Genomic DNA, 23,811 nt, shown 5'->3' on the forward strand with positions numbered 1-23,811 from the left:
GGCGCGCAATGCTGCTCTGCATTGACTGCGGCAATACCAATACCGTGTTTTCGATCTGGGATGGCCGCGAATTCCTCTGCACCCTGCGCACCTCGACCCATCACGCGCGCACGGCGGATGCCTATTTCACCTGGTATTCGACGCTGATCAAACATTACGGCATCGACACCGACATCACCGATGTGATCATCTCGTCGACCGTGCCGCGGGTGGTGTTCAATCTGCGGGTCTTTTCCGACCGGTTCTTCGGGTGCCGACCGATGGTGGTGGGGCGGCCCGAGTGCCTGTTGCCGATCCAGGCGCGGGTCGATGCCGGCACCGCGGTGGGGCCGGACCGGCTGGTCAATTCCGCCGGCGCCTTCGACCGCCATGGCGGAGATCTGATCGTGGTGGATTTCGGCACCGCCACCACCTTTGACGTGGTGGCCGAAGACGGGGCCTATGTCGGCGGGGTGATCGCCCCCGGCGTCAACCTCAGCCTCGAGGCGCTGCACATGGGCGCCGCCGCGCTGCCGCATGTGGACATCTCGCGCCCGGACAAGGTGATCGGCACCAATACGGTGCAATGTATCCAGTCCGGCGTGTTCTGGGGATATGTCGGCCTTGTCACCGGCATTACCGAGCGGATCCGCAAGGAATATGCCCGTCCGATGCGGATCATCGGCACAGGCGGGCTTGCGCCCTTGTTCGCACAGGGTGACATGTTATTTGACACCATCGAAGACGATCTGACGATGCATGGGCTGACGGTGATCCATGCCTACAACAAGGAAAACGGGATTGCCCATGAGCAGTGAACGCATCATCTACCTGCCGCTTGGCGGGGCAGGCGAAATCGGCATGAATGCCTATGTCTACGGTTACGGGCCGGAGGACAACGAACGCCTGATCCTGGTCGATCTGGGGGTGACCTTCCCTGACATGGACGGCACACCGGGGGTCGACCTGATCTTTCCCGACATGACCTGGCTGATCGAGCGGCGCGACCGGCTCGATGCGATCTTCATCACCCATGCGCATGAAGACCATGTGGGCGCGGTGCACCAGTTCTGGGAGCGGCTCGGCGCGCCGGTTTATGCCCGGGCCTTCACCGCCAATATCGCCCGGCGCAAGATGGACGAGAAGGGCCTGCCCGAGACCACGGTCAAGACCGTCTCGGCCTGGCCCGAGACGGTCGAGGCCGGGCCCTTTTCCGTGGGGTTCCTGCCGATCTCGCATTCGATCCCGGAAAGTTCGGCGCTGGTGATCGACACGCCGGCGGGCCGGCTGGTGCACACCGGCGACTTCAAGCTCGACGAGACGCCGGTGGTGGGCGAGGCCTTCGACCCGGCGCTCTGGGCGGAGGTGGCGACCCCGGGCATCAAGGCGCTGGTCTGCGATTCGACCAATGTCTTTTCGCAGCATGCCGGCCGGTCCGAGGTGACCGTGGGCCCGGAGATCGAAACCCTGGTGGCCGGTGCTTCCGGGCTGGTCTGTGCCACGACCTTCGCCTCGAACGTGGCGCGGGTGAAGACTCTGGCGGAGGCCGGGCAGCGGGCCGGGCGGTCGATCGTGCTGCTGGGCCGGGCGATGCGGCGGATGATCGAGGCGGCGATCGAGACTGGGGTGCTCACGGATTTCCCCAAGGTGGTCTCGCCCGAGGATGCGGGCAGCATTCCGCGCGAGAACCTGATGCTGCTGGTGACCGGCTCGCAGGGCGAACGCCGCGCGGCCTCGGCGCAGCTGGCGCGGGGCAAGTACAACGGGCTGGAGCTGAAGGAGGGCGATCTCTTTCTGTTTTCCTCCAAGACCATTCCGGGCAACGAGAAGGGCGTGATCCGCATCATGAACCAGCTCTCGGAAAAGGGGGTGGATGTGGTGGACGATTCCTCCGGGCTCTACCACGTGTCGGGCCACGCCAACCGGCCCGATCTGGAGCGGATGCAGGACATCGTGCAGCCGCAGATGGTGATCCCGATGCATGGCGAGCATCGGCACCTGCGCGAGCATGTGAAGCTGACCCAGCGCAAGGGCCGGGCGGCGGCGCTGGCAATCAATGGCACCATGCTCGACCTCACGGGCGACCGCCCCGAGGTGGCGGGTTTTGTCGAGACCGGCCGGGTCTATCTGGACGGTGCGATCCAGATCGGCGCGCTGGACGGCATCATCCGCGACCGGATTCGCATGGCGCTGAACGGCCATGTGATCGTGACGGTGATCCTCGACGAGGACGACGAGCCCCTGGGCAACCCCTGGTGCGAGGTCATGGGGCTGCCGGAGATCGGCCGCAGCCAGGCGCCGCTGGTCGATGTGCTGGAAGAGGATCTGGCGCAATACCTCGGACGCGCCGGCGACCGGACCTTGACCGACGACGACAAGCTTGACGAGGACATGCGGCGGATCGCGCGCAATTCGACGATGAACGAGATCGGCAAGAAACCGGAAGTCACGGTGATTGTCAGCCGGCTGAGTTGAGGTCGCCACGCTTGCGCGTGCCGAGAGCGCCGGGGGCTCTGCCCCCGGACCCCCGGGATATTTCCGGCCAGAAGAAGCGGCGGAGCGGCGCAGGACTTGCGCCGGAGGGAAATTAATCGCGGTTCCAGGGTGCAAGCGCGGCGCAACGCCCTATTGTCTGGAGGGAGCGGCCGCAGGGCCGTGCAATCAGACAACGGAGTGTACCCATGATCAAGAAATCCGGTTCCGCCAATTGGAAGGGTGGCCTGAAGGACGGCAGCGGCACGGTTTCGACCGAGTCGGGCGTGCTGGACAAGGTCAACTACGGTTTCAACAAGCGGTTCGAAGGCGAGGCGGGCAGCAACCCGGAAGAACTGATCGCCGCGGCGCATGCGAGCTGTTTTTCGATGGCGCTGTCGATGATTCTCGGCGAGGCCGGGTTAACCGCCGATGACATCGCCACCTCGGCCACGGTCTCGCTGGAGCAGAAGGACGGCGGCTTCGCGGTGACCAAATCGCATCTGGTGCTCGAGGCCAAGGTGCCCGGCGCAAGCGAAGAGGATTTCATGAAGGCCGCCAATGCCGCCAAGGAAGGCTGCCCGATCTCGAAGCTTCTGAATGCCGAGATCACCCTGGACGCCAAGCTGGCCTGAGGCGGCACATCAGGGCGAACAGATGCGGCGGGGTCGGTTGCGGCCCCGCCTTTTTTGTCAGCCGGCGCGGCGTTCGTCGAAGCTCAGCGCGATGAACTGGGGCATGTGATCGCCCATGCCGACCACCTTGTTGTCGCCCCCGCCGGTGCGGCGGCCGCCCCGGCCGCGGGACGGCTTGTCCTGCGGCTTGGTGTCGGTGCGGTCGTTGCGCTCCTGGCGCTCGGGTGCGGCCTCCTTGCGCTCGGGGCGTTCGCCCCGGCTGCGGCGGTCGGGCTTGGCGGCGGTTTCGGCCTCGGGGGTCTCTTCGGCTTTTTCGGATTTGCCGCGGCGCGGCTTGTCCTCGGTCTTGACCGGGTTTTCGACGCGGGGGATCTCTTTCTGGATCAGCTTTTCGATGGCGTCGAAGTTCTTTTCGTCCTTCGGCACGCAGATCATCAGCGCCTTGCCATCGCGCCCGGCGCGGCCGGTGCGGCCGATGCGGTGGACGTAATCCTCGGCATGGCTGGGTACGTCGAAGTTGAACACATGGCTCACCGAGGGCACATCGAGGCCGCGGGCGGCGACATCGGAGGCCACCAACACCTTGAGCTCGCCATTGCGGAAGGCCTCGAGCGTGCGGGTGCGCTGCGACTGGTCGAGGTCACCGTGGATCGGCGCCGCGTCCATGCCGTATTTCTTCAGCGATTTCGCGGTGATGTCCACATCGGTCTTGCGGTTGCAGAAGACGATGGCGTTGGTGCATTTCTCGCCCTCACCCTCGATCAGCGCGCGCAGCACCTTGCGTTTCTCGCTGCCTTCGCGATCGCGGCGCGAGGCCTTGAACATCACCACACCCTGTTCGATGGTTTCCGAGGCGGTGGCCTGGCGGGCCACTTCGATGCGCTCGGGCGCCGACAGGAAGGTGTTGGTGATCCGCTCGATCTCGGGCGCCATGGTGGCCGAGAAGAACAGCGTCTGGCGGGTGAAGGGGGTGAGCGAGAAGATGCGCTCGATGTCGGGAATGAACCCCATGTCGAGCATCCGGTCGGCCTCGTCCACCACCATGACCTGCACGCCGGTCAGCAGCAGCTTGCCGCGCTCGAAATGGTCGAGCAGCCGGCCGGGGGTGGCGATCAGCACGTCGACGCCCTTGTCGATCAGGAGGTCCTGCTCCTTGAACGAGACGCCGCCGATCAGCAGCGCCTTGGTCAGCTTGACGTGCTTGGCATAGGTGTCGAAGTTCTCGGCCACCTGCGCGGCCAGTTCGCGGGTCGGGCAGAGCACCAGGCTGCGCGGCATCCTGGCGCGGGCGCGGCCGCGCGCCAGCATGTGGATCATCGGCAGGGTGAAGCTGGCGGTCTTGCCGGTGCCGGTCTGGGCAATGCCCAACACATCGCGGCCCTGAAGCGCGGCCGGAATGGCGCCGGCCTGAATCGGCGTCGGCGTCTCGTAACCGGCTTCTTCGACGGCTTTCAGGACTTTGGGGTTCAGGTCGAGATCAGAAAATTTCGTCATGTGTGTCCGATGTTTACGGACACCTCTGGCCCGTACGTATTTTGGGGGAGGCCCGTATGGCCCTGCGTTTTCGCAGCATGATCCCCGCGCGGGCTTCTAACCTGCCAAGCGCGCGCGGTCAATCATGCTGCATTGCAGCGTAAACAAACGGCCTGAATCTGACCGTTTGTCGCTGTATTGTGACAAATGGGAAGCATTTCCGGCGTTTCAAGTGCCGGGAAACTGCCTGACGCGGGCTGCGTCGAGGTTCAGGTCGTGCCGGCGCAGCAGGCCCTCGGCGGCGAGACGGTCGCAAAGCGCCGGGGTGGCGAGGCAGATCTCGTCGTAAAACCGGCGCAGGCCGGCGACGCCCGCCTCGGATTCGAGTCGCGAAAACAGCTCGTGCAGGCTCAGCCCGCCGGAGTGCCGGTTGACCTGCGGCTTGAGGTCCGGGCGGTAGGAGCCTCTGGCCATGCGATAGCGATAGCTGCTTTGCCAGTCTTCCCAGCTTTGCGCATGCATGTGGCAAAGCTCGGTCTCGGGCAGGGGCTGTTCGCCGGGGTTCTGGCGGCCGTCGACCTCGATATTGTGGATTTTTGCCCGCAGCCCGTCGATGCCAGTGCGGTAGACAAGCTTGCCCGCCACATGGCTGAGAAAGCCGCCGCTGAGATGCCGGCCATAGGTGGGAAACACCCGCTCGGCGGCGCGCTGGCGCTCTGCCGGGGCCAGGTGAAAGGCCTTGAAGGTGGTTTCGGGGCCGCTGCTGCCCGGGGCGGGGGCCAGTGCCTCGATCGGGCGGACGCGGGCGCAGAGGCAGTCCTGGGGCAGGTCGGCCAGCTGCGCGGCCAGGGGGCGGGCGGGCCAGAGGAATTCGTCGACGTCGATATGCGCCAGCCAGTCGACCTCGACCCTGCGGTTATAGGCGTGGCGGGCGTTGAGGAACTGGCGCGACTGGTGTTTCTCGGGTCGGCCCCGGCGTTTGGCCCACCAGTTGTCGTCGCAGGCCACCACCTTGATCTTGGGATGCGCCGCGAGCCGGTCGAACACCGCGGGGTCGGGCGCGTCGAGATAGAGATAAAGCCGATGCGCGCCGTGCTCGAGGTGATAGGCGGCAAAGTTCAGGATGTCGCGCGCGTCTGCCTTGACTGTCGAGACAATGCCCCAGCGGGTCATGCGGCGCCCGCATCCGCCGCGCGCGGGCCAAAGACGGTCCGGACCTGGGCATCGAGATCGAGCTCTTGCGTCACCAGCATGTCATGGTGCGCCAGCCTGTCGCGCAGCGGGGCGCTGTCGGTGCAGACCTCGTCGAAGAAATGCCGCAGACCGGCCTCGCCCTCGGTGTCCAGCACGAAATCCAGCACATCGCCCAGGCGCATGGCATCGTCATCCTCGGGCTTGCGATAAGAGCCGCGGGTCAGGCGAAATGTCACCCGGTCGCGGAAATGTTCGAAACTGGCGGCGTGGCAATGCGCCAACATCATGCGCGGCAGCGCGCCCTCGTTGCCCACCGCCTTGCCATCCAGCCGCAGCCCGTGAATGCCGAAACGCACATCCGAGAGCCGGGTGCGGGCAAAGACCTTGCCGCTGGTGTGGCTGATGAAGCCGCCGGTGAGATAGCTGCCGTAATGCGGGTAGATCTCGGAGAGCACGCCGCGTTTCGCGCCGACCTGGCGGTGGGTGCGCTTGAAATGGCGGGGCAGACCGTCCTGCGGCGCCAGAAGCTCGACCGGGCGGACGCGGGCCTGGGCGCAGTCCTCCGAGACAAAGCGCAGGCCACGCGCCACCTCGACCTGTGGCAGAAGGAATTCGTCGGTGTCAAAATGGCCGAGGAAATCGAGATCGCTGGCGCGGTAGGCCCGGGTCGCATTATGCGCCTGGCGCAATTGATGCGCGGCGGGGCGCGGCTTGCCGGCGTCCTGCCAGTAGGCCGCGTCGCAGGCGATGACCTCGACTGCGGCATGCCCGGCGAAAAAGGCGCTGACCTCGGGCGCGGGATTGTCGAGGTAGAGTGTGATGCGGCTGGCGCCGAGGGTCAGGTAATGCGCGGCAAAGCGCTGGATGTCGGCCAGCGGCGCATGGGTGGTGCAGACCACGCCCCACCTTGGCAGCGGCCCGCGCCGGGGCGGCACGTGGCGGACGGGGGCGGTGACCTTCGGCTCCTCAGGGGTGTCGGTTTCGGCCGCCTGTGCCGCGTCGCGGCGGGCCTTGCGCTGGCGCATGATGCGCAGCCGGCGAAAGACGGTGCGCGGATCGTGGATCAGCAGGTCGAGCAGGTGATGCGCCAGGGGGCGCAGCACCACGTCCTCTTCGGCATCGACCCAGAGCCGGCCGAGCATATTAACGTCGAGCCCGCCGGCGGGCAGGTGAAAGGCATCCATTTCCAGCGGCAGCGGCCCGCGATCCTTGCCTTTCAGGGCAAACGGCCGGTCGGCCGCGAAACCGGAATAGCGCCGTTCGCTCTCGTAGAGTTTCATCGTGCCGAACAGCACCGTCATCGCCTGACCGACCCGGCGTTGCACCTCGGTCTGGCCGTGATCGCCGAAGGTCGTGAGCGCCGATACCAGCCAGCGCGGATCGAGCCGCGCCAGCAGGTGGTCGCTTTCCTCGGCCCACATCCGATGAAACAGCGCGGCGGTATGGGCCGGTTGCGCCGATTTGCGCAGATGCGCGATAAGCAGCCCGTGCAAGGCGCAGAACTCGCTCCGGCCGGCCATTTCCTCGCGAATTTCCAGCAGCTTGCGGCGATTGGACGAGCGCACCGGCGCATGGCGCAGGGGGTCGTCGTCCTGCGGCGGCACGATATGCGCCTTGAGCGGGCCGAAATCCACATCCGGCGGCGGCAGCGCCTCATTGGCGGCAAAGCTCAAGGGCTCGCGCCGCGCCTCCATCTGGGACAGAACGCCCGTGATTCCATTGTCATAGGTGGATGTGCGGTCGGGGCGGCTGGGCGTATCGGTCATGCCGCGACTTTGCCGCGTTCCCGCTGGCAATGCAATTGCCGGCTGCGCGCGCGGACGCCCTTGAAGCGACGCCCGCGCGGCACCCCGAAGTGATCCGCGCCCCGGGCGCGACCCGGGGCCTCCTGGCCGACACCCGGGCCCGGGCTCAGACCATCATTTCCTTGGTCGACGTGAGCTTGACGTCCGGATAATCACGTTCGATCCGGTCGATGTCCCATTGCAGCCGCGTCAGGTAGACAATGTCGCCGTCGTTGTCATGGGCGATGTGCTGCTTGTTGGCGTTGATGAACTTGTCGACCGCCAGCTTGTCGCCCTGGACCCAGCGGGCCGAGGTGAACTGCGACGGCTCGAAGCGCACCGGCAACCCGTATTCCAGCTCGATCCGGCTGGCCAGAACCTCGAACTGCAGCGCCCCCACGACGCCGACGATGAAGCCCGAGCCGAAGGAGGGTTTGAAGACCTTGGCCGCGCCCTCCTCGGCAAACTGCATCAGCGCCTTTTCCAGGTGCTTGGCCTTCATCGGATCACCGGCGCGGCAGGTCTGCAGCAGTTCCGGCGCGAACGAGGGGATGCCGGTCACGCGCAGCGCCTCGCCCTCGGTCAACGTGTCGCCGATGCGCAACTGGCCGTGGTTGGGAATGCCGATGATGTCGCCGGCCCAGGCCTCTTCCGCCAGTTCGCGGTCTGAGGCGAGAAACAGCACCGGGTTCGACACCGCCATCGGTTTCTTGGTGCGCACATGGGTCAGCTTCATGCCGCGCTTGAAATGGCCGCTGGCCATGCGCAGAAAGGCCACCCGGTCGCGGTGCTTGGGGTCCATGTTCGCCTGAACCTTGAAGACGAAGCCGGAAACCTTTGTTTCCTCGGGCGAAATTTCTCTCGGCTGGGCGCGTTGCGGCTGCGGTTTCGGCCCGTAGTGGCCAATGCCTTCCATCAGCTCCTTGACGCCAAAGGAGTTGATGGCAGAGCCGAACCAGATCGGTGTCATATGGCCTTCGAGCACCGCCTGCGGGTCGAGTTTGGGCAGCAGTTCGCGCGCCATCTCGACCTCTTCGAGAAACGGCTCGAGCAGCTCCGCCGGCACGTGTTTGGCCAGCAGCGGATCGTCCAGGCCCTTGATCTCGATCGATTCCGCCACCTTGTTGCGGTCGGCGCGGTCCATCAGTTCCAGCCGGTCGTTGATCAGGTCGTAGCAGCCGATGAAATCGCGGCCGACGCCAATCGGCCAGGAGGCCGGTGTCACGTCGATCGCCAGGTTTTCCTGGATCTCGTCGATGATCTCGAAGGTCTCGCGGCTCTCGCGGTCCATCTTGTTGCAGAAGGTCAGGATCGGCAGGTCGCGCAGCCGGCAGACCTCGAAGAGCTTCTGGGTCTGGCTCTCGACCCCTTTGGCGCCATCGATCACCATCACCGCCGCATCCACCGCCGTGAGCGTGCGATAGGTGTCCTCGGAGAAATCCGAGTGCCCGGGGGTGTCGACGAGATTGAAGCGGAAGTCCTTGTAATCGAACGACATTGCCGAGGCCGAGACGGAGATGCCCCGGTCCTTTTCCATCTGCATGAAGTCCGAGCGCGTGCGCCGCGCCTCGCCTTTGGCGCGCACCTGTCCGGCCATCTGGATCGCACCTCCGTAAAGCAGGAATTTTTCCGTCAGCGTGGTCTTGCCGGCGTCGGGGTGCGAAATGATGGCAAAGGTGCGCCGCCGGGCTATTTCCCGGGGCAGGTCAGGGCGGTTTGGCGTCACGTCAAGCATGGCGCGCGTATAGAGCCTGGCCGGTCCCGGCGCAATATGGCGCAACCGGCCCGGTCCCTGGCCTCGCGGCAACTTGTACCAGTGAAAGGAGCGTGATCATGCCCAACCCGAGCATCAAGGATGAAGAGACCTATCAAAGTCTGCGCGACGACGGCCATTCCAAGGAAAAGGCAGCGCGGATCGCCAATGCCCAGGCCAACGACAAGCAGGACCCCTCGAAGAAAGGCGGCCAGCAGCCGCCCTACGAGGACTGGACAAAGGCAGAGCTCTATGACCGCGCGCAGGAGCTCGAGATCGACGGCCGCAGCGACATGACCAAGGATGAACTGATCGAAGCGCTGCGCAAGTGAGCGGCGTGCGCCCCGGATCAAGTCCGGGCCGCGATGGTTTCTGCGGCTATCGCGTCGAGGCGCGGCGCAGAAGTTCGGCGGCGTCGGGCCGGCAGGCCAGGTTTTCGCTCAGCTCGAACTCGCTGCGCAGCCGGCTGTCGTGGGCGGGCAGGGCAGAGCGCAGCTTGTCGTCCAGCGCCTTCGGCAGCGCGGCGCGGGTGCGGGTGTCGACCAGCAGCGTCTCGGCGGCGATGCCCTCGGCATAGATGATCTGATGATCATCGAACAAAAGCTGGAAATACTCGACAAATCCGCCTTCGATCCGGCGCACGCTGTCGCCATTGATCAGATGGCGCGCCTTGACCAGAACCTCGGAGCGGCCGGCACCCATGTGATCGTGGCGCTGGTAGACAAACAGCCGGTGATCGGGGCTGACCAGCAGATCGCCGGCATTGTTGAGCGTGCCCGCCCGGATCAGGATCGGGGCCCCTTCGCCGGTGGCGCGCGTGGTGGACTGGCCGACCCAGCGCAGCGGCTGCGCGCCGTCATCGCGGGTCAGAACCATGTCGCCCTCGGCCAGCTCCTCGACCGGCTTCTGGGCGCCGCTGGCCATGGTGATCATCGTGCCATGGGTGAAGGACACGCAGGCGACTTCGGCAAAGCGCCGCTCGGGCGTGGTGAAATCGAGGCCGATGATGCGGTAATCGGTCTTGGCGCGGAGCTGGCCCAGCGGCAAGCCATAGGTCGCGGCAACCAGCCCCTCGGCATCCACCTCGACCAGCACGATCAGATCGAGCGTGTCGCCATCGTTGCACATGAAGGTGATGCAGCAATCGACAAAGACATTGCACCCGGCCCGGCCCAGTCGGCTGCCTTCGGCCAGTTGCAGGCTGCGGGGCCCGCTCTGGCGAAGCCGCAGATCGGATCGCAGGGCCCCTTCGCGCAGGTGATAGACATCGTCATGCTGAAGATCCTCGGCACATCCCAGATCGTCGCCCAGATTGGCGCCGTCGACGACCGTCAGGTCGCCGGCCTGATACACAGATAGCGTCTGGGTCGTGCCGCGTGCCATGCCATTCTCCGATTGCCCGTTTCGGGCGGAAAAATCCAGTTCTGGGGCTTACTCTGGCCGCCGATTGTGGCACCACTGGGAAAAGTGGCGGGCGATTTCCCGGCACGGGCCCCTGATCGAGGATACTAGGGCAACCCGGGACAGAAGCGAAGCAGAACAAGGAGATATATCATGGATCTGGGCATTGCCGGCAAACGTGCAGTGGTTTGCGCCGCCTCAAAGGGCCTTGGGCGCGGTTGCGCCATGGCGCTGGCCGAGGCGGGCGCGCATCTGGTGATCAACGCACGGGGCGCGGAGGCGCTGGAGGACACCGCCGAGGCGATCCGCGCGGCGCATGGCGTCGATGTCACCGCGGTGGCCGCCGACATCACCACCGAAGAGGGCCGGGCCAAGGTGCTCGACGCGGCGGGCGACACCGACATCCTGGTCAACAATGCCGGCGGCCCGCCGCCGGGCATGTGGCAGGACTGGGACCGCGAGGATTTCATCAAGGCGCTCGACGGCAACATGCTGGCGCCGATCGCGATGATCCAGGCGCTGGTGCCGGGCATGATGGATCGCGGCTGGGGCCGCGTCGTCAACATCACCTCGCAATCGGTCAAGGCGCCGATCCCGGTGCTGGGGCTGTCGAATTCGGCCCGGGCCGGGCTGACCGGTTTTGTCGCCGGCACCTCGCGGCAGGTGGCGGGCAGCGGCGTGACGATCAACAACCTTCTGCCGGGCATCCACGCCACCGACCGCGCCAAGGCGCTGGACGAGGGCGTTTCCAAGCAACAGGGCATCTCGACCGACGAGGCCAAGGCGCAGCGCTGCAAGACCATTCCGGCCGGCCGCTACGGCACCGCCGAGGAATTCGGCGCCGCCTGCGCCTTCCTCTGCTCGACCCATGCCGGCTTTATCGTTGGCCAGAACCTGCTGCTCGACGGTGGCGGGGTCAACGCCACGCTATGAGCGAGGCCTTCTCGCTCCGCGATCATCTGTTCAACGCGGCGACCCTCGGCCAATTGGCCGAGGAGTTCGCCGTCGGGGTTCCGGGCTTTGACGCGGAGCGGTTTCTGGCGACGGTGCTGCCGCAACTGCCCGAGCTGGGGCTGCTGCATCGGCTCGAGGCCTTGGCCGACGGGATCGAGGCGCAGCTCGCCGGCGATTTTCCCACCATGGCCGATCAGCTCACCGCCGCCATGCCGCCACCGCTCGACCCGGCGTTGCGCGATGACGATTTCGGCCGCTTCATCCACGCGGTTCCCGGCATCCTGGCAGTGCGCCACGGGCTCGAGGATCACCGCGACCGCGCGCTTGATCTGCTTTACGCGGCGACGCAGCGGTTCTCGATGGAGTTCTACATCCGCCCCTTTCTCAACCGCTGGCCGGAAGAGACCATGGCGCAGCTCGCGCTCTGGGCGGAGGACGACAATTATCATGTGCGCCGCCTGGTCAGCGAAGGCACGCGCGCCCGGCTGCCCTGGGCGCGGGCGATCACGCTCGATCCGCTGGCGCCGCTGCCGCTGCTGGACAGGCTGCACGCTGATCCCGCGCGCTATGTCACCCGCTCGGTGGCCAACCACATGAACGACATCGCCAAACTCGCGCCCGAGGTGGTGATCGCGCGGCTTGCCGCCTGGCGGGCCGAGGCCCGGCAAACCCCGAAAGAGCTGACCTGGATCACCCGCCATGCCCTGCGCACGCTGATCAAGCAGGGCCATCCCGGCGCGCTGGAGCTGCTGGGCTACCGCGCCGATGCGCCGGTCACGGCGCAGTTGTCGCTGGCGGCCCAGCGGATTGCCCGGGGCGATCCGCTGGAGTTCGACGTCTCGCTGACCGCGCCCGAGGACGTGCCGGTGCTGGTCGATTACGTGATCTCGTTTCGCAAGGCCGATGGCCGGCTCGCGCCCAAGGTGTTCAAGCTGAAACAGGCCGCGCTTTCCGCCGGCGCGCCGCTGACCCTGCGCAAGCGGCACCGGCTGAAATGGGATGCCACCACCTTCCGGCTCTTTCCCGGGGGGCAGCGGCTCGGGCTTCAGGTCAATGGCCGTCTGGTGGCCGAGGCCGAATTCACCTTGCTGGACTGACCTTGCAGGGCGGGGCCGGGGTTGTTATCTCACGCCGAAGCCGATTGTTTTGATCGGGAAACGCGAGAGGCCCCCTTGCCGCCCGAGACCAAGCAGACCCTCCCTCCGCCGCGCCTGGAAATCCGCAACCTCGTCCGCAATTTCGAGGGGCGCCGGGTGGTCGACGATGTTTCGCTCTCGATCCAGCCGGGGCAGGTGACCTGCCTGCTCGGGCCGTCGGGCTGCGGAAAATCGACGACACTGCGGATGATCGCCGGGGTCGACATGCAGGACGCGGGCGAGATCTATGTCGACGGCGAGCTGATCTGCGACACCCTGTTCCGGGTGCCGCCCGAACGCCGCTCGATCGGGCTGATGTTTCAGGATTTCGCGCTGTTTCCGCATCTGACGGTGGGGCGCAACGTGTCTTTCGGCCTGACCGAGCGCGGCGCGGTGGCGCGCGCACGGGCCGAAGAGATGCTGGCCAAGGTCGGTCTGGAGCGGTTCATCGACAGCTATCCGCATGAGCTTTCGGGCGGCGAACAGCAGCGCGTGGCGCTGGCCCGCGCGCTGGCGCCGCAGCCCAAGATCATGCTGATGGACGAGCCGTTTTCCGGCCTCGACAACCGGTTGCGCGACGGCATCCGCGACGAAACCCTGGCGGTGCTCAAGGAAGAGGACACCGCCGTCCTGCTGGTCACCCATGAGCCGGAAGAGGCGATGCGCATGGCCGACGAGATCGCGCTGATGCGCGACGGCAGGATCGTGCAGCAGGGCGCGCCCTACAATATCTACCGCGCGCCCAAGGACAAGGCGGCGGTGGCTTTCTTCAGCGATGTCAACGTGATCGAGAGCGAAGTTCACGGCGCGCTGGTGGATACGCCGTTCGGCGATTTCCTGGCGCCCGGTCTGCCGGACGGCGCCCAGGTCGAGATCGTCTTTCGGCCGCAGCACGTCGGCATCGACTTTGATCGCGCGGGTCAGGGCCCGCACCCCACCGCCGAACGGGGCGTGGCGGCGCGCGGCGTGGTGGAACGCGCCCGCTTCATGGGCAAGGAAAGCCTTGTCGAGTTCCGCATGGACCACGACGACACCAGCCTGCGCGCGACGGTGCCCAATGTCTTTCTGCCCAAGAAAGGCACGCCGCTCTGGCTCACGATCCGCCGCGACCGCTGTTTCGTCTTTCCCCGCGTCGGCTGACCTCCGCTGCGACAGATCGCGCCAGGGGCAATTGACCATGTACATCCGCCGCGCTTTGCGCTAGGCGGGCGGCTTCGCAACCTGTCCTTCGGGGCAGAAGGGCTGGCACCATGCCGCCCGCCACTCAGAACGGTTTTCCACATGATCCAGACCCTGTCCGATGCGCTTGCCGAGCGTGGCTATGACACGTTGACCCCGGTGCAGACGGCAGTCACCGACCCGGAGCTGGCCAGTTCCGACCTTCTCGTTTCGGCCCAGACCGGCTCGGGCAAGACGGTGGGCTTCGGCCTCGCCATCGGTCCGACGCTGCTGGACGAGACGGGCCGCTTTGGTCCCGCCGCGGCGCCGTTGGCGCTGATCATCGCGCCGACCCGCGAATTGGCCTTTCAAGTCAGCCGCGAGCTGACCTGGCTGTATGAAAAGGCCGGTGTGCGGATGGCAACCTGTGTCGGCGGCATGGACATGCGCGACGAACGCCGCACGCTGGAGCGCGGCGCGCATATCGTCGTCGGCACCCCGGGCCGGCTGCGCGACCACATCCAGCGCGGCTCGCTCGAGATGGGCGACCTGCGCGCGGTGGTTCTGGACGAGGCCGACGAGATGCTCGACCTCGGCTTCCGCGAGGATCTCGAATTCATGCTGGGCGAGGCGCCGGAAGAGCGCCGCACGTTGCTGTTCTCGGCCACGGTGCCGCCGATGATCGTCAAGCTGGCGCAGAATTACCAGCGCGACGCCGTGCGCGTCACCACCCTGGCGGAAAAGGGCCAGCACGCCGATATCGCCTATCAGGCGCTGCGGGTGGCGCCGCAGGATGCGGAAAACGCCATCATCAACGTGCTGCGCTATCACGACGCCCAGAACGCCATCGTCTTTGCCAATACCCGCGCCACGGTGAACCGGCTGACCGCGCGCTTTGCCAACCGCGGCTTTTCCGTGGTCTGCCTGTCGGGCGAGCTGAGCCAGAGCGAGCGCACCCATGCGCTCCAGGCGATGCGGGACGGGCGGGCCCGGGTCTGCGTCGCCACCGACGTGGCGGCGCGCGGCATCGACCTGCCCAATCTCGAACTGGTGGTGCATGCCGAGCTGCCGTCGAACTACGAAAACCTGCTGCACCGCTCGGGCCGCACCGGCCGCGCCGGGCGCAAGGGCGTCTCGGCGCTGATCGTGCCGCCGAAGGTGACGAAGAAGGCCGAGCGTCTGCTCAAGATGGCCAAGGTCACCGCCGAATGGACCGAGGCCCCTGGCGCCGACGAGATCCTGCGCCGCGACGAAGAGCGGCTTCTGGCCGATCCGACCTGGGCCGAGGAGATCAAGCCCGACGAGGCTGATTTCGCCGCCCGCCTGCTGGATCTGCACAGTCCCGAAGTGATCGCCGCCGCCTATCTGCGGCTGGCGCGGTCGCGCTATTCCGCGCCCGAAGACCTTTCCGATCCCAACACCCGCCCCGAGCGCAAGGAGCGCAAGCCCTTCGGTCCCAGCACCTGGGTCGCGCTCTCGGTGGGCCGCGATGACCGGGCCGAGGCGCGCTGGATTCTGCCGCTGCTTTGCCGCGCCGGCGGGCTCGACAAGGACGCGATCGGCGCCATCCGGGTGCAGCAGAACGAGACCTTCGTCGAGCTGACCGAAGCCGTGGCACCCGGCTTCCTGACCAATCTCGGCGCGGGCAACGTGCTTGACGAGAATATCACCGTGCGTCCGGCCGAGGCGCCGCCGCAAGGTCCGCGCCCGCCACGCGATGACCGCGGGTCGGGCAAACCGCGCCCGAAACGCGATTTCGACGGGCCGCGCCCAAAGCGCGACTTCGACGCGCCGCGCCCGACGCGGGACGAGGCACCGAAGCCGCGCCCGGCGCCGAAACCCTACAAACCCGTCGATCCCGAAACCCATGCCCCGGCGAAGAAACGCGGCAAATCGGCGGATGCGCCGCGCCGTGACGACAAGCCGCGCGATTTCGACAAGGCGCCGAAACACCGTGGCGACAAGCCGGGAAAACCGTTCAAGCCGGGCGGCAAGCCCGGCGGCAAACCGGCCGGAAAACCGGCGCCGGGCAAGGCCTTGGCGGGCCGTGTTCCCGGCGGCAAAGGGCCGGGCAAGCCGGCCAAGCCGCGCGCCAATGCCTCGGACACCTCCAAGCGCTTCACCCCGCCGGGCAAATCCGCAGGCCCTCGCAAGGGCGGCAACCAGCCGCCGCGTCGCAAGCCCTAACGGCCCGGACGCGCGTGATAATCCTGTAGCCTCTTGCCCGGCTCCTCGACAAAGAGGCCGGGCAGGGGCGCCAGCGCCTCGATCTGGTCGATGCGGAAACTGGTGAAATCACCTGCGCTCTCGCTCCATCCGACGCAGGCCCAGATCCGCCCCCAATAACGCAGCTCCAGCGGCCGCAGGTCGTGCCGCGTGCCGTCGCTCAGCGTGATCCGCAGCTTCTGCCGGGCGCGGATCGCCGCCCGAAAGGCCGGCATGTGGCGAAAGCCGCGCGCCGCCGCCTCGAAGGGGTAGGCGGCAAAGGCAAATTGCGTCGGTGCGGCGTGATCCTCGGGCAGCAGCGCGTCGATCTTGGCCATCAGCGCGCGGGCGGCCTCTTCCATCCCGTCCCCGCCGGAGCGCGCGACAACCGCCAGCCCCAGATGAAGCGCCTCGAGCTCGGCATCGGTGAGGTTGATCGGCGGCAGGGTGATCGCCGCCTGCGCCGAATAGCCCAGGCCCCGCTCGCCGATCACCGGCACTCCGCTTTCGATCAGCGTGTCCATGTCGCGGTAGATCGTGCGCACCGAGACCCCGAGTTCGCGCGCCAGATCTTCGGCGCGGTGCAGCGAGCCATCCTTCAGACGCTCCATCAGCCGGTACAGCCGGTCGGCCCGTTTCATCGCGTGATTCGCCCCCAGTTTTTGCCCATTACTGACAATAATCTGTCACCTGACAATGCTATGTCAAAATGCGCCCGAAATTGCCACGCCCCGCGCCCCGGAATAGGGTGTTTTGCCACTTTCAGGGCGGGGGCGAAGGCTTTATGCAAGGCAGCGAGAGGCCGCGCGGCTGGCGCGGGCGCGAGATGTGGAGACAGAACCCATGCTGAACAATATCGGCCTTCCCGGCCTTCTTCTGATTGCCGTCGTGGTGCTGGTGCTTTTCGGGCGCGGCAAGATTTCGTCGCTGATGGGCGAGGTGGGCAAAGGCATCACCGCGTTCAAGAAAGGCGTGAAGGACGGCAGCGAAGAGAGTGACGAACTCGATGACAAGACCGGCGACAGCGCCAAGGACGTCACCCCGAACGACGAAAAAGACAAGGTTTAACCGCAGATGTTCGACCTTGGCTGGACCGAGCTTCTGGTCATCGGGGTGGTGGCGCTGATCGTCGTCGGCCCCAAGGACCTGCCCGTGCTGTTCCGCCGCGCGGGAGAGTTCGTGGGTCGCGCCCGCGGCATGGCGCGCGAATTCAGCCGCGCCATGAACGAGGCCGCCGACGAAGCCGGGGTGAGCGACATCAAGAAGACCATCCACACCGCGACCAACCCGATGAAATCGGCGATGGACGGGGTCAAGGATGCGGCGCGGCAGGTGGCCGATCCGCTGGGCGATCTGGAAAACGGCAAGAAGACCGGCGGCTCCAAGGGCGACAATACGTCCAGCGCGCCCAAGCCCGACGACGCCGAAAGCGCCAAGCGCGACGCACAGGCCAGAAAGATCCAGGCCGCCACCGCGCGGGCCGCGGCGGAACGCAAGCGGCGCGAGGCGGATGAGGCGATCAAGGCCGCCGAGGCAGCGGAAGCGGCGGCCGACCAGCCGGCCAAGGACACGAAAGACCTTTGATGAGCCATAGCGACGAGATCGAAGACAGCTCGGCCCCGCTGATCGAGCATCTGGCGGAACTGCGCACGCGGCTGATCCGCTGCGTGGTCTATTTTCTGATCGGCATGGTGATCTGTTTCACCGTGGCCACGCCGATCTTCAACTTCCTGACCGATCCGCTCTGCCAGGTGCTGGCCGAGCGCGGGCAGGATTGCGACCTGATCTTCATTTCGCCGCAGGAAGGTTTCTTCGTGGCGATCAAGGTCTCGTTCCTGGGGGGCTTCATCCTGGGGTTTCCCTTTATTGCCAACCAGTTGTGGCGCTTTGTTGCGCCGGGGCTCTACAAGTCGGAAAAAGGCGCCTTCCTGCCATTCCTGATCGCCTCGCCGTTCATGTTCTTCCTCGGCGCCGCCTTTGCCTTCTACGTGGTGACGCCGCTGGCCTATGACTTCTTCCTCGGCTTCCAGCAGTTCGGCGCCGAAGGCGAGGCGGTGGTCGGCGAAGAGATCGAGCAGGGGCTGTCGGTGGTCTTCCAGGGCTCGGCACAGGAGTACCTGAACCTGACGATCAAGTTCATCGTCGCTTTCGGCCTCTGCTTTCAACTCCCGGTCCTGCTGACGCTGATGGGCAAGGCCGGGCTGGTCAATGCCGAGGGCCTGGGCGCGGTGCGCAAATATGCGGTTGTCGGCATCCTGGTGCTGGCAGCGCTGGTGACACCGCCCGATGTGATCACCCAGGTGATCCTTTTCGTGGTGGTGTACGGGCTCTACGAGGTGTCGATCTTCCTGGTGCGCCGGGTCGACCGCAAGCGCGAGGCCGATCTGCGCGCACAGGGCCTGTGGTTCGAGGATGAAGAAGAGAGCGAAGACCTTGCCGATGATCCGCTGATGTCGGAATTCGACGAGGACGAAGATGATCTTGGAAAACCGGACAAGAGTTAATGAGTAAAGCTTTGAAACGTATCGCCGCCGCGCTGGAGCGGATGGCGCCCGCACCTCTGGACGCGCCTGATTTCACCGCCGCCGAGGCCTTTCTCTGGCATGTGGAGCCGGATCGGCTGCAACCGGTGCCAGAGGTCAGCCGGGTGGACATCGCGCTTTTGATCGGTGTCGACCGGGCGCGGGACACCCTGCTGGCCAATACCTTGCAGTTCGCGCGCGGCCTGCCGGCCAACAATGCGCTGCTCTGGGGCGCGCGGGGCATGGGGAAATCCTCGCTGGTCAAGGCGGTGCACGCCGAGGTTCTGCGCCAGGGCGAGGGGCTCAAGATCGTCGAGCTGCAACGCGAGGACCTGCCGTCGGTGGGGCGGTTGCTGGGGCTCCTGCGCGGCCGCAAGGAGCGCTTTGTGCTGTTCTGCGACGACCTGTCGTTCAGCCATGACGACCAGCACTACAAGTCGCTCAAGGCGGTGCTGGACGGCGGCATCGAGGGCCGGCCGGACAATGTGGTGTTCTACGCCACCTCGAACCGCCGCCACCTGATGCCGCGCGACATGATCGAGAACGAACGGTCGTCGGCGATCAGCCCGTCGGAGGCGACCGAGGAAAAGGTCTCGCTGTCGGACCGCTTTGGTCTCTGGCTGGGGTTCCATCCCTGTACCCAGGACGAATACCTGACGATGATCGGCGGCTACTGCGCGGCCTATGGTCTGGAGATCGACAGCGCGGAGCTGCGCGCCGAGGCGGTCGAATGGCAGGCGACCCGCGGCGGTCGGTCCGGCCGGGTGGCCTGGCAGTTCTTTACCGACCTCGCAGGCCGCAGGGGTGTGGCGCTGAGCTGAGGCTGGCGGCTTGCCTGGGCCGGATCCGATCGGGCGGCACCACCGCGCGGCAAAGTCCTATTCGACACGCTCGCATCCTGCCGGGCCCGGAACAAGGGCGCAGCCCGCCGGGTCAGTGGCGGCCCGCCCCATCGGGCTGCCGCTTTGGCCGCTCCAAGTGCATTGATCAGGTGTTCTACGGGCTGGGCTGCCATAAAGCGTGGCCATTGCCAGCGTCGCAGCGGCATCCCGCGGGTCGCCGCTGGCCCGGCTCCGATGCCCGGTCTCGACGCAGCAACAGCGGCCCGCGCATGACACGCTCTGCGCTCGCATGACGAGTGTTTTACAGATCTTGTGGCTAGAGCGGCCCACCGCCGCCAGCCGACTGCAAACAACCCGCCCCGGGCTTGACCCGGGGCCCCCCGCCTCAAGCAACCGACCTCGGATCAGCGGACGTAGGGCAGGGGGTCGACGCTTTCGAAACCTTCGCGCACTTCGAAGTGCAGATAGGCCGGATCGCCCGCCGCCACCTTGCCCAGGGTCTGGCCGCGGCTGACGCTGTCGCCCTTCTTGACGGTGATCCCATCGACATTGGCATAGACGGTCAGCACGTTGTCGGCATGTTTCACCACCACGATCGGCACCTGGTCGGCGCTGGCGGTGATCGCGGCCACGGTGCCGGCTTCGGCGGCCTTGACCGGGGTTCCGGCGCTGGCGGCGATGTCGATGCCGTCGTTGCGGCCCTTGGCGTATTCGCGGATCACCGAGCCGCTGACCGGCATCTGCATGCGTGTCGCCTTGGCCGGGGCCTTGGTCTGCTCCTTGCCGAGATCGGGCGAAGGCGGCGTCGGCACCGGCGTTGCGGCGGCGACCGGCGTCGCGGCGGGCAGCGGCTTGGCGGCGCTCGGCGGGGTCGGCGTGGGCGAGCCCTGGCCGGGTTCGGAGGTCTCCAGCGGTTCGGGCTCGGCGACGGCGGCCGTTTCGCGCACGGTGGGGATCAGCAGGAATTGCCCCTCGCGCACGGTAAATTCCTGGTCGAGACCGTTCCACTCGGCCAGAGAGCGCACCGAGACATTGTAGAGCCGCGAAATGGTAAAGGCGGTCTCGCCGCGCGCGACCTGGTGGCGCACCGGCTCGGTGCCGGTCTGGACCGGCGGAAGTTCGCTTGTCTGCACCGGCGTGGCGGCGGCATTGTCGATGGCGGCACCGGCAATCGCAGTGAGGTCGCGCGCCTCGGAGGCGGGGCGGATCGGGCCTGCGGCGGGTTCATCGACCTTGTAGGGCAGGGCGATGACCTCTCCGGCGCGCAGGCTGTCGTCGGGCCGCATGCCGTTGAACCGCGCCAGATCGGCCACGTTCATGCCGATGCGTCCGGCCAGTCCGCCCAGGGTATCGCCGCGCCGGGCCACAGCGACCTGATAATTGGGATAGGAAATAATCCCGCGATCGTCGGGACTTGGCCGGTTCGCTGTGGCATTGCGCGCCGCTTCGGACGTGTCATACCGGCTGTCGCCGATCTTGCCGCGCAGATCAAAATCGTTGGGCAGGCTCTCACAGCCCGCCAGAACGGCCAGCGCCGAGCCAGCCATGATCACCGGAAAGCGGGGCGGAAAACTCCACATCTCGATATCCCTCAAACTTCGTCCGGTTGGCCCGGATTTGACGTTAACATTTCTATACACCGTTCACGTGTCACGCCCAAGCCCTTCGACCAGCGGCACAAAGCGCACGGCGCGCAATTCGTCGTATTCAAAGCCCTCCGGCCCGCGTTTTACGCGGATCAGGCGCTGTACGGCGTCCGATTGGCCCACCGGCAGCACCATGACACCACCCACCCGCAGCTGCGCCAGAAGCGGCCCGGGCGGGTCTTCGGCGGCGGCGGTGACGAGGATGCGGTCAAACGGGGCCTGATCGGGCAGGCCAAAGGAGCCGTCGGCGGTGAAGGCGGTGATATTGGCCAGGTCGAGCTTGTCGAACACCGCCCGCGCCCCCTGCACCAGCCGCTTGTGGCGGTCGACGGTGTAGATGCGTCGCGCCAGTTGGCTCAGGATCGCCGCCTGATAGCCGGAGCCGGTGCCGACCTCGAGCACGGTGTCGCGCGGCTGCACGTCGAGCGCCTGGGTCATCAGCCCCACCACCGAGGGCTGGCTGATGGTCTGGCCGCAGGCGATCGGCAGGGGCATGTCCTCATAGGCGCGTTCGGAAAAGAAGCCCTGGATGAAATCGGCGCGGTCGATCTTTTCCATCGCCATCAGCACCCGCCGGTCGGTCACGCCCTTGGAACGGACGGCATAGAGGAACTGCATCTTGCGTTCGGCTTCGGGGCTCATTCCAGTACGCCCCGCAACGCCTCGAGCGCATCCGGCGCGGTCAGATCGGCGCGCATCGGGGTGACCGAGATATAGCCGTCGAGATTGACGCCGGCGTCGCTGTTGGCTGCCACCGGGGCGCGCTGGTCGCCGCCGCGGATCCAGAAGAACCGCCGGCCCGAGGGCGAGAGCTGCGGTTCGACGCTAAAGGCGGTGTTCTCGCGCAGGCCCTGCGGCGTGGCGCGGGTGCCCTTGACGCTCTTGGCCGAGACCGGCGGAAAGTTGATATTGTAGAACAGCTGATAGGCCGAGGGATTGGCCAGGCGCGCCTTGAGCACCCGGCGGACGACATCGGCGCCATGCTGGCGCGCGGCTTCGAAAGGATCGTCGAGGTCTCGGTTCTCGGGGCCATAGTATTGCGACAGCGCCATCGCCGGAAGCCCCTGAAGCGCGGCCTCGAGCGCGCCGCCCAGAGTGCCGGAATAAAGCGCGTTCTCGGCCGAATTGTTGCCGCGGTTCACGCCCGAGAGCACAAGGTCGGGCCTGTTGTCCTTCATCACGTCGTGCAGGCCGACCATGACGCAATCTGCCGGGCTGCCCTCGGCGGCATAGCGGCGCCTGCCCATTTCCGAGACCATGAAGGGATGGGTGTAAGAGATGCAATGCGCCACACCCGATTGCTCGAAGGCCGGGGCCACGGTCCAGACCTCGCCGTCGGGGCCTGCGATCTCGGTGGCGATCTGATGCAGAACCTTCAGGCCCGATGCGTTGATGCCGTCGTCATTGGTGATGAGAATGCGCATGAATACCCCAGGGAACAACTCGCTTCTGCTTAGTGGAGCAGGGGCCCCGGGGCAAGCCGGGGCAGGGCCGATCCGTCCCCGGACCGGTGCCGATTTACCATGCTGGCGGGGCTGGTCTCAGCCCAGCCCCAGCGTCGCCAGGACCCGGGCCGCCTCGTCCCGCGGGCGGGCCAGTTCGCCGGCATCCTGACCGGGAAAGAACCGTGCCCGGGTGCCGCTTGGCATCTGCGCCGGCTCCAGCACATGCACCTTGGGGCCCATGAGCTCGGTTTCTGACTGCCAGCTGCGCGCCAGTGCGATCTGCGCCGCCTTGGTGGCGCCGTAGGAGGCAAAGAATTTCTGCCCGGCGCGCGGATCGTCGAAGAACACGGCCTGCCCCTCGGTGCCCAGCAGGGGCGCGATAAAGGGGATCAACCGGCCCAGCGCGGTGACATTGACCTCTATGCTTTTCTGCCAGTCCTTCATGTCGAGGTGATCGGCCGGCGTCAGCGGCGCGGCATGCACCGCGGTGTGGCACCAGAGGTCGAGTTTGCCCCAGCGGTCATGGATGCCCCGACAGAGCTGCGCCATGGCGGCCTCGGTGGTGATGTCCATCGGCGCCAGGGTGGCGCTATGGCCTCTGGCCTGGATCCGGTCGTCAAGCTCTTCGAGCGCGCCGGTGGTGCGGGCCACGGCGATGATGTGATGCGTCGGCGCCAGCGCTTCGGCCAGCGCGGCGCCAAGCCCGCGGGAGGCGCCGGTGATCAGGGCGGTTTTCTCGGTCATGCGCCCGGGTTTGGTGCGGTTCGGCGCGAAGGTCAAGCGGGCGTCGCCGGAAAATGGCGGCCCCGCTCGGGGCGCCGCCATGTCCCGGACGGATCGCGGCCGGTCAGGAGCCGGGAATGGTCAGCTTGATGCCACGCCCGTCTTGCGAGATGTAGACCTCGCCATCGCGGATCGCGGTGACTTCGCCGCCATTGATATGTTCTCCGACGCTGACCGTGGAGACGCCGCCAAAGCCGTTGCGCAGGATGGCCTTGGTGCCGGATTGCGATGTCAGCGTGCCGAGCAGAACGGTTTCGGTCATCGGCAGTTCGGCTTTCTGCGTCGCCGCCGCCCGGGTTTCAGGTGTGATTTTGACAGTCTGTGCCATGTGGCTTTCCCCATACGTAAAAGCACCGCAAACCTATCGAGCAGGTGGTCGCACTGCGATGCTGCGAAAGGCATCTATGCAGTTCGGTGGGATAGGGAAAG

At 66.4% G+C, this 23,811-nt stretch carries 23 protein-coding genes; 12 read left to right on the forward strand and 11 right to left on the reverse strand.

The features are described from left to right. Window positions 1–8 precede the first annotated feature (8 nt). From AC0J5K_RS05665 to AC0J5K_RS05675, 3 genes are all read left to right on the forward strand, one after another. Entirely contained in the window at window positions 9–797 is a 789-nt protein-coding gene (locus tag AC0J5K_RS05665) for a type III pantothenate kinase (protein WP_048532285.1), read from the forward strand. Continuing rightward, window positions 787–2,454 carry a ribonuclease J gene (locus tag AC0J5K_RS05670; protein WP_048532284.1) on the forward strand — a complete coding sequence of 556 codons (1,668 nt, stop codon included), beginning with the start codon at window positions 787–789 and terminating at the stop codon, window positions 2,452–2,454. Before AC0J5K_RS05665 ends, AC0J5K_RS05670 begins: the two co-directional genes overlap by 11 nt. Window positions 2,455–2,660: 206 nt before the next feature. After that, window positions 2,661–3,086 (forward strand): OsmC family protein, encoded by a 426-nt coding sequence (locus AC0J5K_RS05675; RefSeq protein WP_048532283.1) that lies wholly within the window; start codon window positions 2,661–2,663, stop codon window positions 3,084–3,086. A gap of 57 nt (window positions 3,087–3,143) precedes the next feature. Here AC0J5K_RS05675 and AC0J5K_RS05680 read toward each other — a convergent pair whose 3' ends face one another. The 4 genes from AC0J5K_RS05680 to AC0J5K_RS05695 all read right to left on the reverse strand — a co-directional run bounded on the left by AC0J5K_RS05680 (window position 3,144) and on the right by AC0J5K_RS05695 (window position 9,272). Beyond that, window positions 3,144–4,580, reverse strand: a complete 1,437-nt coding sequence (locus AC0J5K_RS05680) for a DEAD/DEAH box helicase (RefSeq protein ID WP_074837230.1) — start codon at window positions 4,578–4,580, stop codon at window positions 3,144–3,146. A gap of 207 nt (window positions 4,581–4,787) precedes the next feature. Further along, a complete protein-coding gene (locus AC0J5K_RS05685; protein WP_274562471.1) occupies window positions 4,788–5,732 on the reverse strand; it encodes a glycosyltransferase family 2 protein in 945 nt (314 codons plus the stop codon). Beyond that, window positions 5,729–7,519, reverse strand: a complete 1,791-nt coding sequence (locus tag AC0J5K_RS05690) for a glycosyltransferase family 2 protein (protein ID WP_274562469.1) — start codon at window positions 7,517–7,519, stop codon at window positions 5,729–5,731. Before AC0J5K_RS05690 ends, AC0J5K_RS05685 begins: the two co-directional genes overlap by 4 nt. Before the next feature lie 145 nt (window positions 7,520–7,664). Continuing rightward, window positions 7,665–9,272, reverse strand: a complete 1,608-nt coding sequence (locus tag AC0J5K_RS05695; RefSeq protein ID WP_274562603.1) for a peptide chain release factor 3 — start codon at window positions 9,270–9,272, stop codon at window positions 7,665–7,667. Window positions 9,273–9,370: 98 nt separating this feature from the next. On the opposite strand from AC0J5K_RS05695, the gene AC0J5K_RS05700 reads away from it, so the two are divergent. Then, the gene (locus AC0J5K_RS05700) at window positions 9,371–9,622 is read left to right on the forward strand and encodes a Rho termination factor N-terminal domain-containing protein (RefSeq protein WP_074837233.1); all 252 of its coding nucleotides are present in this window, start codon (window positions 9,371–9,373) and stop codon (window positions 9,620–9,622) included. Window positions 9,623–9,668: 46 nt separating this feature from the next. On the opposite strand, the gene AC0J5K_RS05705 is transcribed toward AC0J5K_RS05700, so the two are convergent. After that, window positions 9,669–10,673, reverse strand: a complete 1,005-nt coding sequence (locus tag AC0J5K_RS05705) for a Hint domain-containing protein (protein WP_274562467.1) — start codon at window positions 10,671–10,673, stop codon at window positions 9,669–9,671. Between the two features lie 171 nt (window positions 10,674–10,844). On the opposite strand from AC0J5K_RS05705, the gene AC0J5K_RS05710 reads away from it, so the two are divergent. From AC0J5K_RS05710 to AC0J5K_RS05725, 4 genes are all read left to right on the forward strand, one after another. Continuing rightward, window positions 10,845–11,624 carry an SDR family oxidoreductase gene (locus tag AC0J5K_RS05710; RefSeq protein WP_074837234.1) on the forward strand — a complete coding sequence of 260 codons (780 nt, stop codon included), beginning with the start codon at window positions 10,845–10,847 and terminating at the stop codon, window positions 11,622–11,624. Further along, the gene (locus AC0J5K_RS05715; protein ID WP_074837235.1) at window positions 11,621–12,742 is read left to right on the forward strand and encodes a hypothetical protein; all 1,122 of its coding nucleotides are present in this window, start codon (window positions 11,621–11,623) and stop codon (window positions 12,740–12,742) included. The genes AC0J5K_RS05710 and AC0J5K_RS05715 overlap by 4 nt, the downstream gene beginning before the upstream one ends. A 75-nt stretch (window positions 12,743–12,817) precedes the next feature. Continuing rightward, the gene (locus AC0J5K_RS05720) at window positions 12,818–13,921 is read left to right on the forward strand and encodes an ABC transporter ATP-binding protein (RefSeq protein ID WP_048532275.1); all 1,104 of its coding nucleotides are present in this window, start codon (window positions 12,818–12,820) and stop codon (window positions 13,919–13,921) included. 141 nt (window positions 13,922–14,062) lie between these two features. After that, window positions 14,063–16,126 carry a DEAD/DEAH box helicase gene (locus AC0J5K_RS05725; RefSeq protein WP_074837236.1) on the forward strand — a complete coding sequence of 688 codons (2,064 nt, stop codon included), beginning with the start codon at window positions 14,063–14,065 and terminating at the stop codon, window positions 16,124–16,126. Here AC0J5K_RS05725 and AC0J5K_RS05730 read toward each other — a convergent pair. Next, on the reverse strand, window positions 16,123–16,785 hold the full coding sequence (locus AC0J5K_RS05730; protein WP_048532273.1) for a helix-turn-helix transcriptional regulator: 663 nt from the start codon (window positions 16,783–16,785) through the stop codon (window positions 16,123–16,125). The two genes, AC0J5K_RS05725 and AC0J5K_RS05730, sit on opposite strands and share 4 nt — an antisense overlap. 202 nt (window positions 16,786–16,987) lie before the next feature. Between AC0J5K_RS05730 and AC0J5K_RS05735 the strand changes: the two genes are divergently transcribed. Genes AC0J5K_RS05735 through AC0J5K_RS05750 form a run of 4 tightly spaced genes read left to right on the forward strand, consistent with a single transcriptional unit; the run spans window position 16,988 to window position 19,487 of the window. Next, window positions 16,988–17,212 (forward strand): twin-arginine translocase TatA/TatE family subunit, encoded by a 225-nt coding sequence (locus AC0J5K_RS05735; protein WP_048532272.1) that lies wholly within the window; start codon window positions 16,988–16,990, stop codon window positions 17,210–17,212. Window positions 17,213–17,218: 6 nt separating this feature from the next. Then, a complete protein-coding gene (tatB, locus tag AC0J5K_RS05740; protein WP_048532271.1) occupies window positions 17,219–17,728 on the forward strand; it encodes a Sec-independent protein translocase protein TatB in 510 nt (169 codons plus the stop codon). After that, window positions 17,728–18,648, forward strand: coding sequence for a twin-arginine translocase subunit TatC (tatC, locus tag AC0J5K_RS05745; RefSeq protein WP_048532270.1), 921 nt, complete (start codon window positions 17,728–17,730; stop codon window positions 18,646–18,648). The genes tatB and tatC overlap by 1 nt, the downstream gene beginning before the upstream one ends. After that, window positions 18,648–19,487, forward strand: coding sequence for an ATP-binding protein (locus tag AC0J5K_RS05750; protein WP_274562460.1), 840 nt, complete (start codon window positions 18,648–18,650; stop codon window positions 19,485–19,487). The genes tatC and AC0J5K_RS05750 overlap by 1 nt, the downstream gene beginning before the upstream one ends. 425 nt (window positions 19,488–19,912) lie before the next feature. Here the strand turns inward: AC0J5K_RS05750 and AC0J5K_RS05755 are convergent, their stop codons facing one another. The 5 genes from AC0J5K_RS05755 to AC0J5K_RS05775 form a co-directional block, all read right to left on the reverse strand. Beyond that, the gene (locus tag AC0J5K_RS05755; RefSeq protein WP_274562459.1) at window positions 19,913–21,088 is read right to left on the reverse strand and encodes a peptidoglycan DD-metalloendopeptidase family protein; all 1,176 of its coding nucleotides are present in this window, start codon (window positions 21,086–21,088) and stop codon (window positions 19,913–19,915) included. A gap of 63 nt (window positions 21,089–21,151) precedes the next feature. Beyond that, window positions 21,152–21,796, reverse strand: a complete 645-nt coding sequence (locus AC0J5K_RS05760; protein WP_048532267.1) for a protein-L-isoaspartate(D-aspartate) O-methyltransferase — start codon at window positions 21,794–21,796, stop codon at window positions 21,152–21,154. Then, window positions 21,793–22,578: a 5'/3'-nucleotidase SurE gene (surE, locus tag AC0J5K_RS05765; RefSeq protein ID WP_074837238.1), complete on the reverse strand. Its 786-nt coding sequence runs from the start codon at window positions 22,576–22,578 to the stop codon at window positions 21,793–21,795. Before surE ends, AC0J5K_RS05760 begins: the two co-directional genes overlap by 4 nt. A gap of 117 nt (window positions 22,579–22,695) precedes the next feature. After that, on the reverse strand, window positions 22,696–23,343 hold the full coding sequence (locus tag AC0J5K_RS05770; protein WP_074837293.1) for an SDR family NAD(P)-dependent oxidoreductase: 648 nt from the start codon (window positions 23,341–23,343) through the stop codon (window positions 22,696–22,698). 103 nt (window positions 23,344–23,446) lie between these two features. Then, window positions 23,447–23,710 carry a hypothetical protein gene (locus tag AC0J5K_RS05775; protein WP_048532265.1) on the reverse strand — a complete coding sequence of 88 codons (264 nt, stop codon included), beginning with the start codon at window positions 23,708–23,710 and terminating at the stop codon, window positions 23,447–23,449. Window positions 23,711–23,811: the final 101 nt, after the last annotated feature.

It is taken from the genome of Marinovum sp. E3 (assembly GCF_055755275.1).

Bases quoted from the DNA above. Each gene is read 5' to 3' on its own strand.
- AC0J5K_RS05675 (WP_048532283.1), top strand. From the start codon at position 2,661: ATGATCAAGAAATCCGGTTCCGCCAATTGGAAGGGTGGCCTGAAGGAC.
- AC0J5K_RS05670 (WP_048532284.1), top strand. From the start codon at position 787: ATGAGCAGTGAACGCATCATCTACCTGCCGCTTGGCGGGGCAGGCGAA.
- AC0J5K_RS05665 (WP_048532285.1), top strand. From the start codon at position 9: ATGCTGCTCTGCATTGACTGCGGCAATACCAATACCGTGTTTTCGATC.
- AC0J5K_RS05680 (WP_074837230.1), bottom strand. From the start codon at position 4,580: ATGACGAAATTTTCTGATCTCGACCTGAACCCCAAAGTCCTGAAAGCC.
- AC0J5K_RS05685 (WP_274562471.1), bottom strand. From the start codon at position 5,732: ATGACCCGCTGGGGCATTGTCTCGACAGTCAAGGCAGACGCGCGCGAC.
- AC0J5K_RS05710 (WP_074837234.1), top strand. From the start codon at position 10,845: ATGGATCTGGGCATTGCCGGCAAACGTGCAGTGGTTTGCGCCGCCTCA.
- AC0J5K_RS05705 (WP_274562467.1), bottom strand. From the start codon at position 10,673: ATGGCACGCGGCACGACCCAGACGCTATCTGTGTATCAGGCCGGCGAC.
- AC0J5K_RS05730 (WP_048532273.1), bottom strand. From the start codon at position 16,785: ATGAAACGGGCCGACCGGCTGTACCGGCTGATGGAGCGTCTGAAGGAT.
- AC0J5K_RS05755 (WP_274562459.1), bottom strand. From the start codon at position 21,088: ATGTGGAGTTTTCCGCCCCGCTTTCCGGTGATCATGGCTGGCTCGGCG.
- AC0J5K_RS05700 (WP_074837233.1), top strand. From the start codon at position 9,371: ATGCCCAACCCGAGCATCAAGGATGAAGAGACCTATCAAAGTCTGCGC.
- AC0J5K_RS05725 (WP_074837236.1), top strand. From the start codon at position 14,063: ATGATCCAGACCCTGTCCGATGCGCTTGCCGAGCGTGGCTATGACACG.
- AC0J5K_RS05695 (WP_274562603.1), bottom strand. From the start codon at position 9,272: ATGCTTGACGTGACGCCAAACCGCCCTGACCTGCCCCGGGAAATAGCC.
- surE (WP_074837238.1), bottom strand. From the start codon at position 22,578: ATGCGCATTCTCATCACCAATGACGACGGCATCAACGCATCGGGCCTG.
- AC0J5K_RS05690 (WP_274562469.1), bottom strand. From the start codon at position 7,519: ATGACCGATACGCCCAGCCGCCCCGACCGCACATCCACCTATGACAAT.
- tatB (WP_048532271.1), top strand. From the start codon at position 17,219: ATGTTCGACCTTGGCTGGACCGAGCTTCTGGTCATCGGGGTGGTGGCG.
- AC0J5K_RS05715 (WP_074837235.1), top strand. From the start codon at position 11,621: ATGAGCGAGGCCTTCTCGCTCCGCGATCATCTGTTCAACGCGGCGACC.
- AC0J5K_RS05735 (WP_048532272.1), top strand. From the start codon at position 16,988: ATGCTGAACAATATCGGCCTTCCCGGCCTTCTTCTGATTGCCGTCGTG.
- AC0J5K_RS05750 (WP_274562460.1), top strand. From the start codon at position 18,648: ATGAGTAAAGCTTTGAAACGTATCGCCGCCGCGCTGGAGCGGATGGCG.
- tatC (WP_048532270.1), top strand. From the start codon at position 17,728: ATGAGCCATAGCGACGAGATCGAAGACAGCTCGGCCCCGCTGATCGAG.
- AC0J5K_RS05770 (WP_074837293.1), bottom strand. From the start codon at position 23,343: ATGACCGAGAAAACCGCCCTGATCACCGGCGCCTCCCGCGGGCTTGGC.
- AC0J5K_RS05760 (WP_048532267.1), bottom strand. From the start codon at position 21,796: ATGAGCCCCGAAGCCGAACGCAAGATGCAGTTCCTCTATGCCGTCCGT.
- AC0J5K_RS05775 (WP_048532265.1), bottom strand. From the start codon at position 23,710: ATGGCACAGACTGTCAAAATCACACCTGAAACCCGGGCGGCGGCGACG.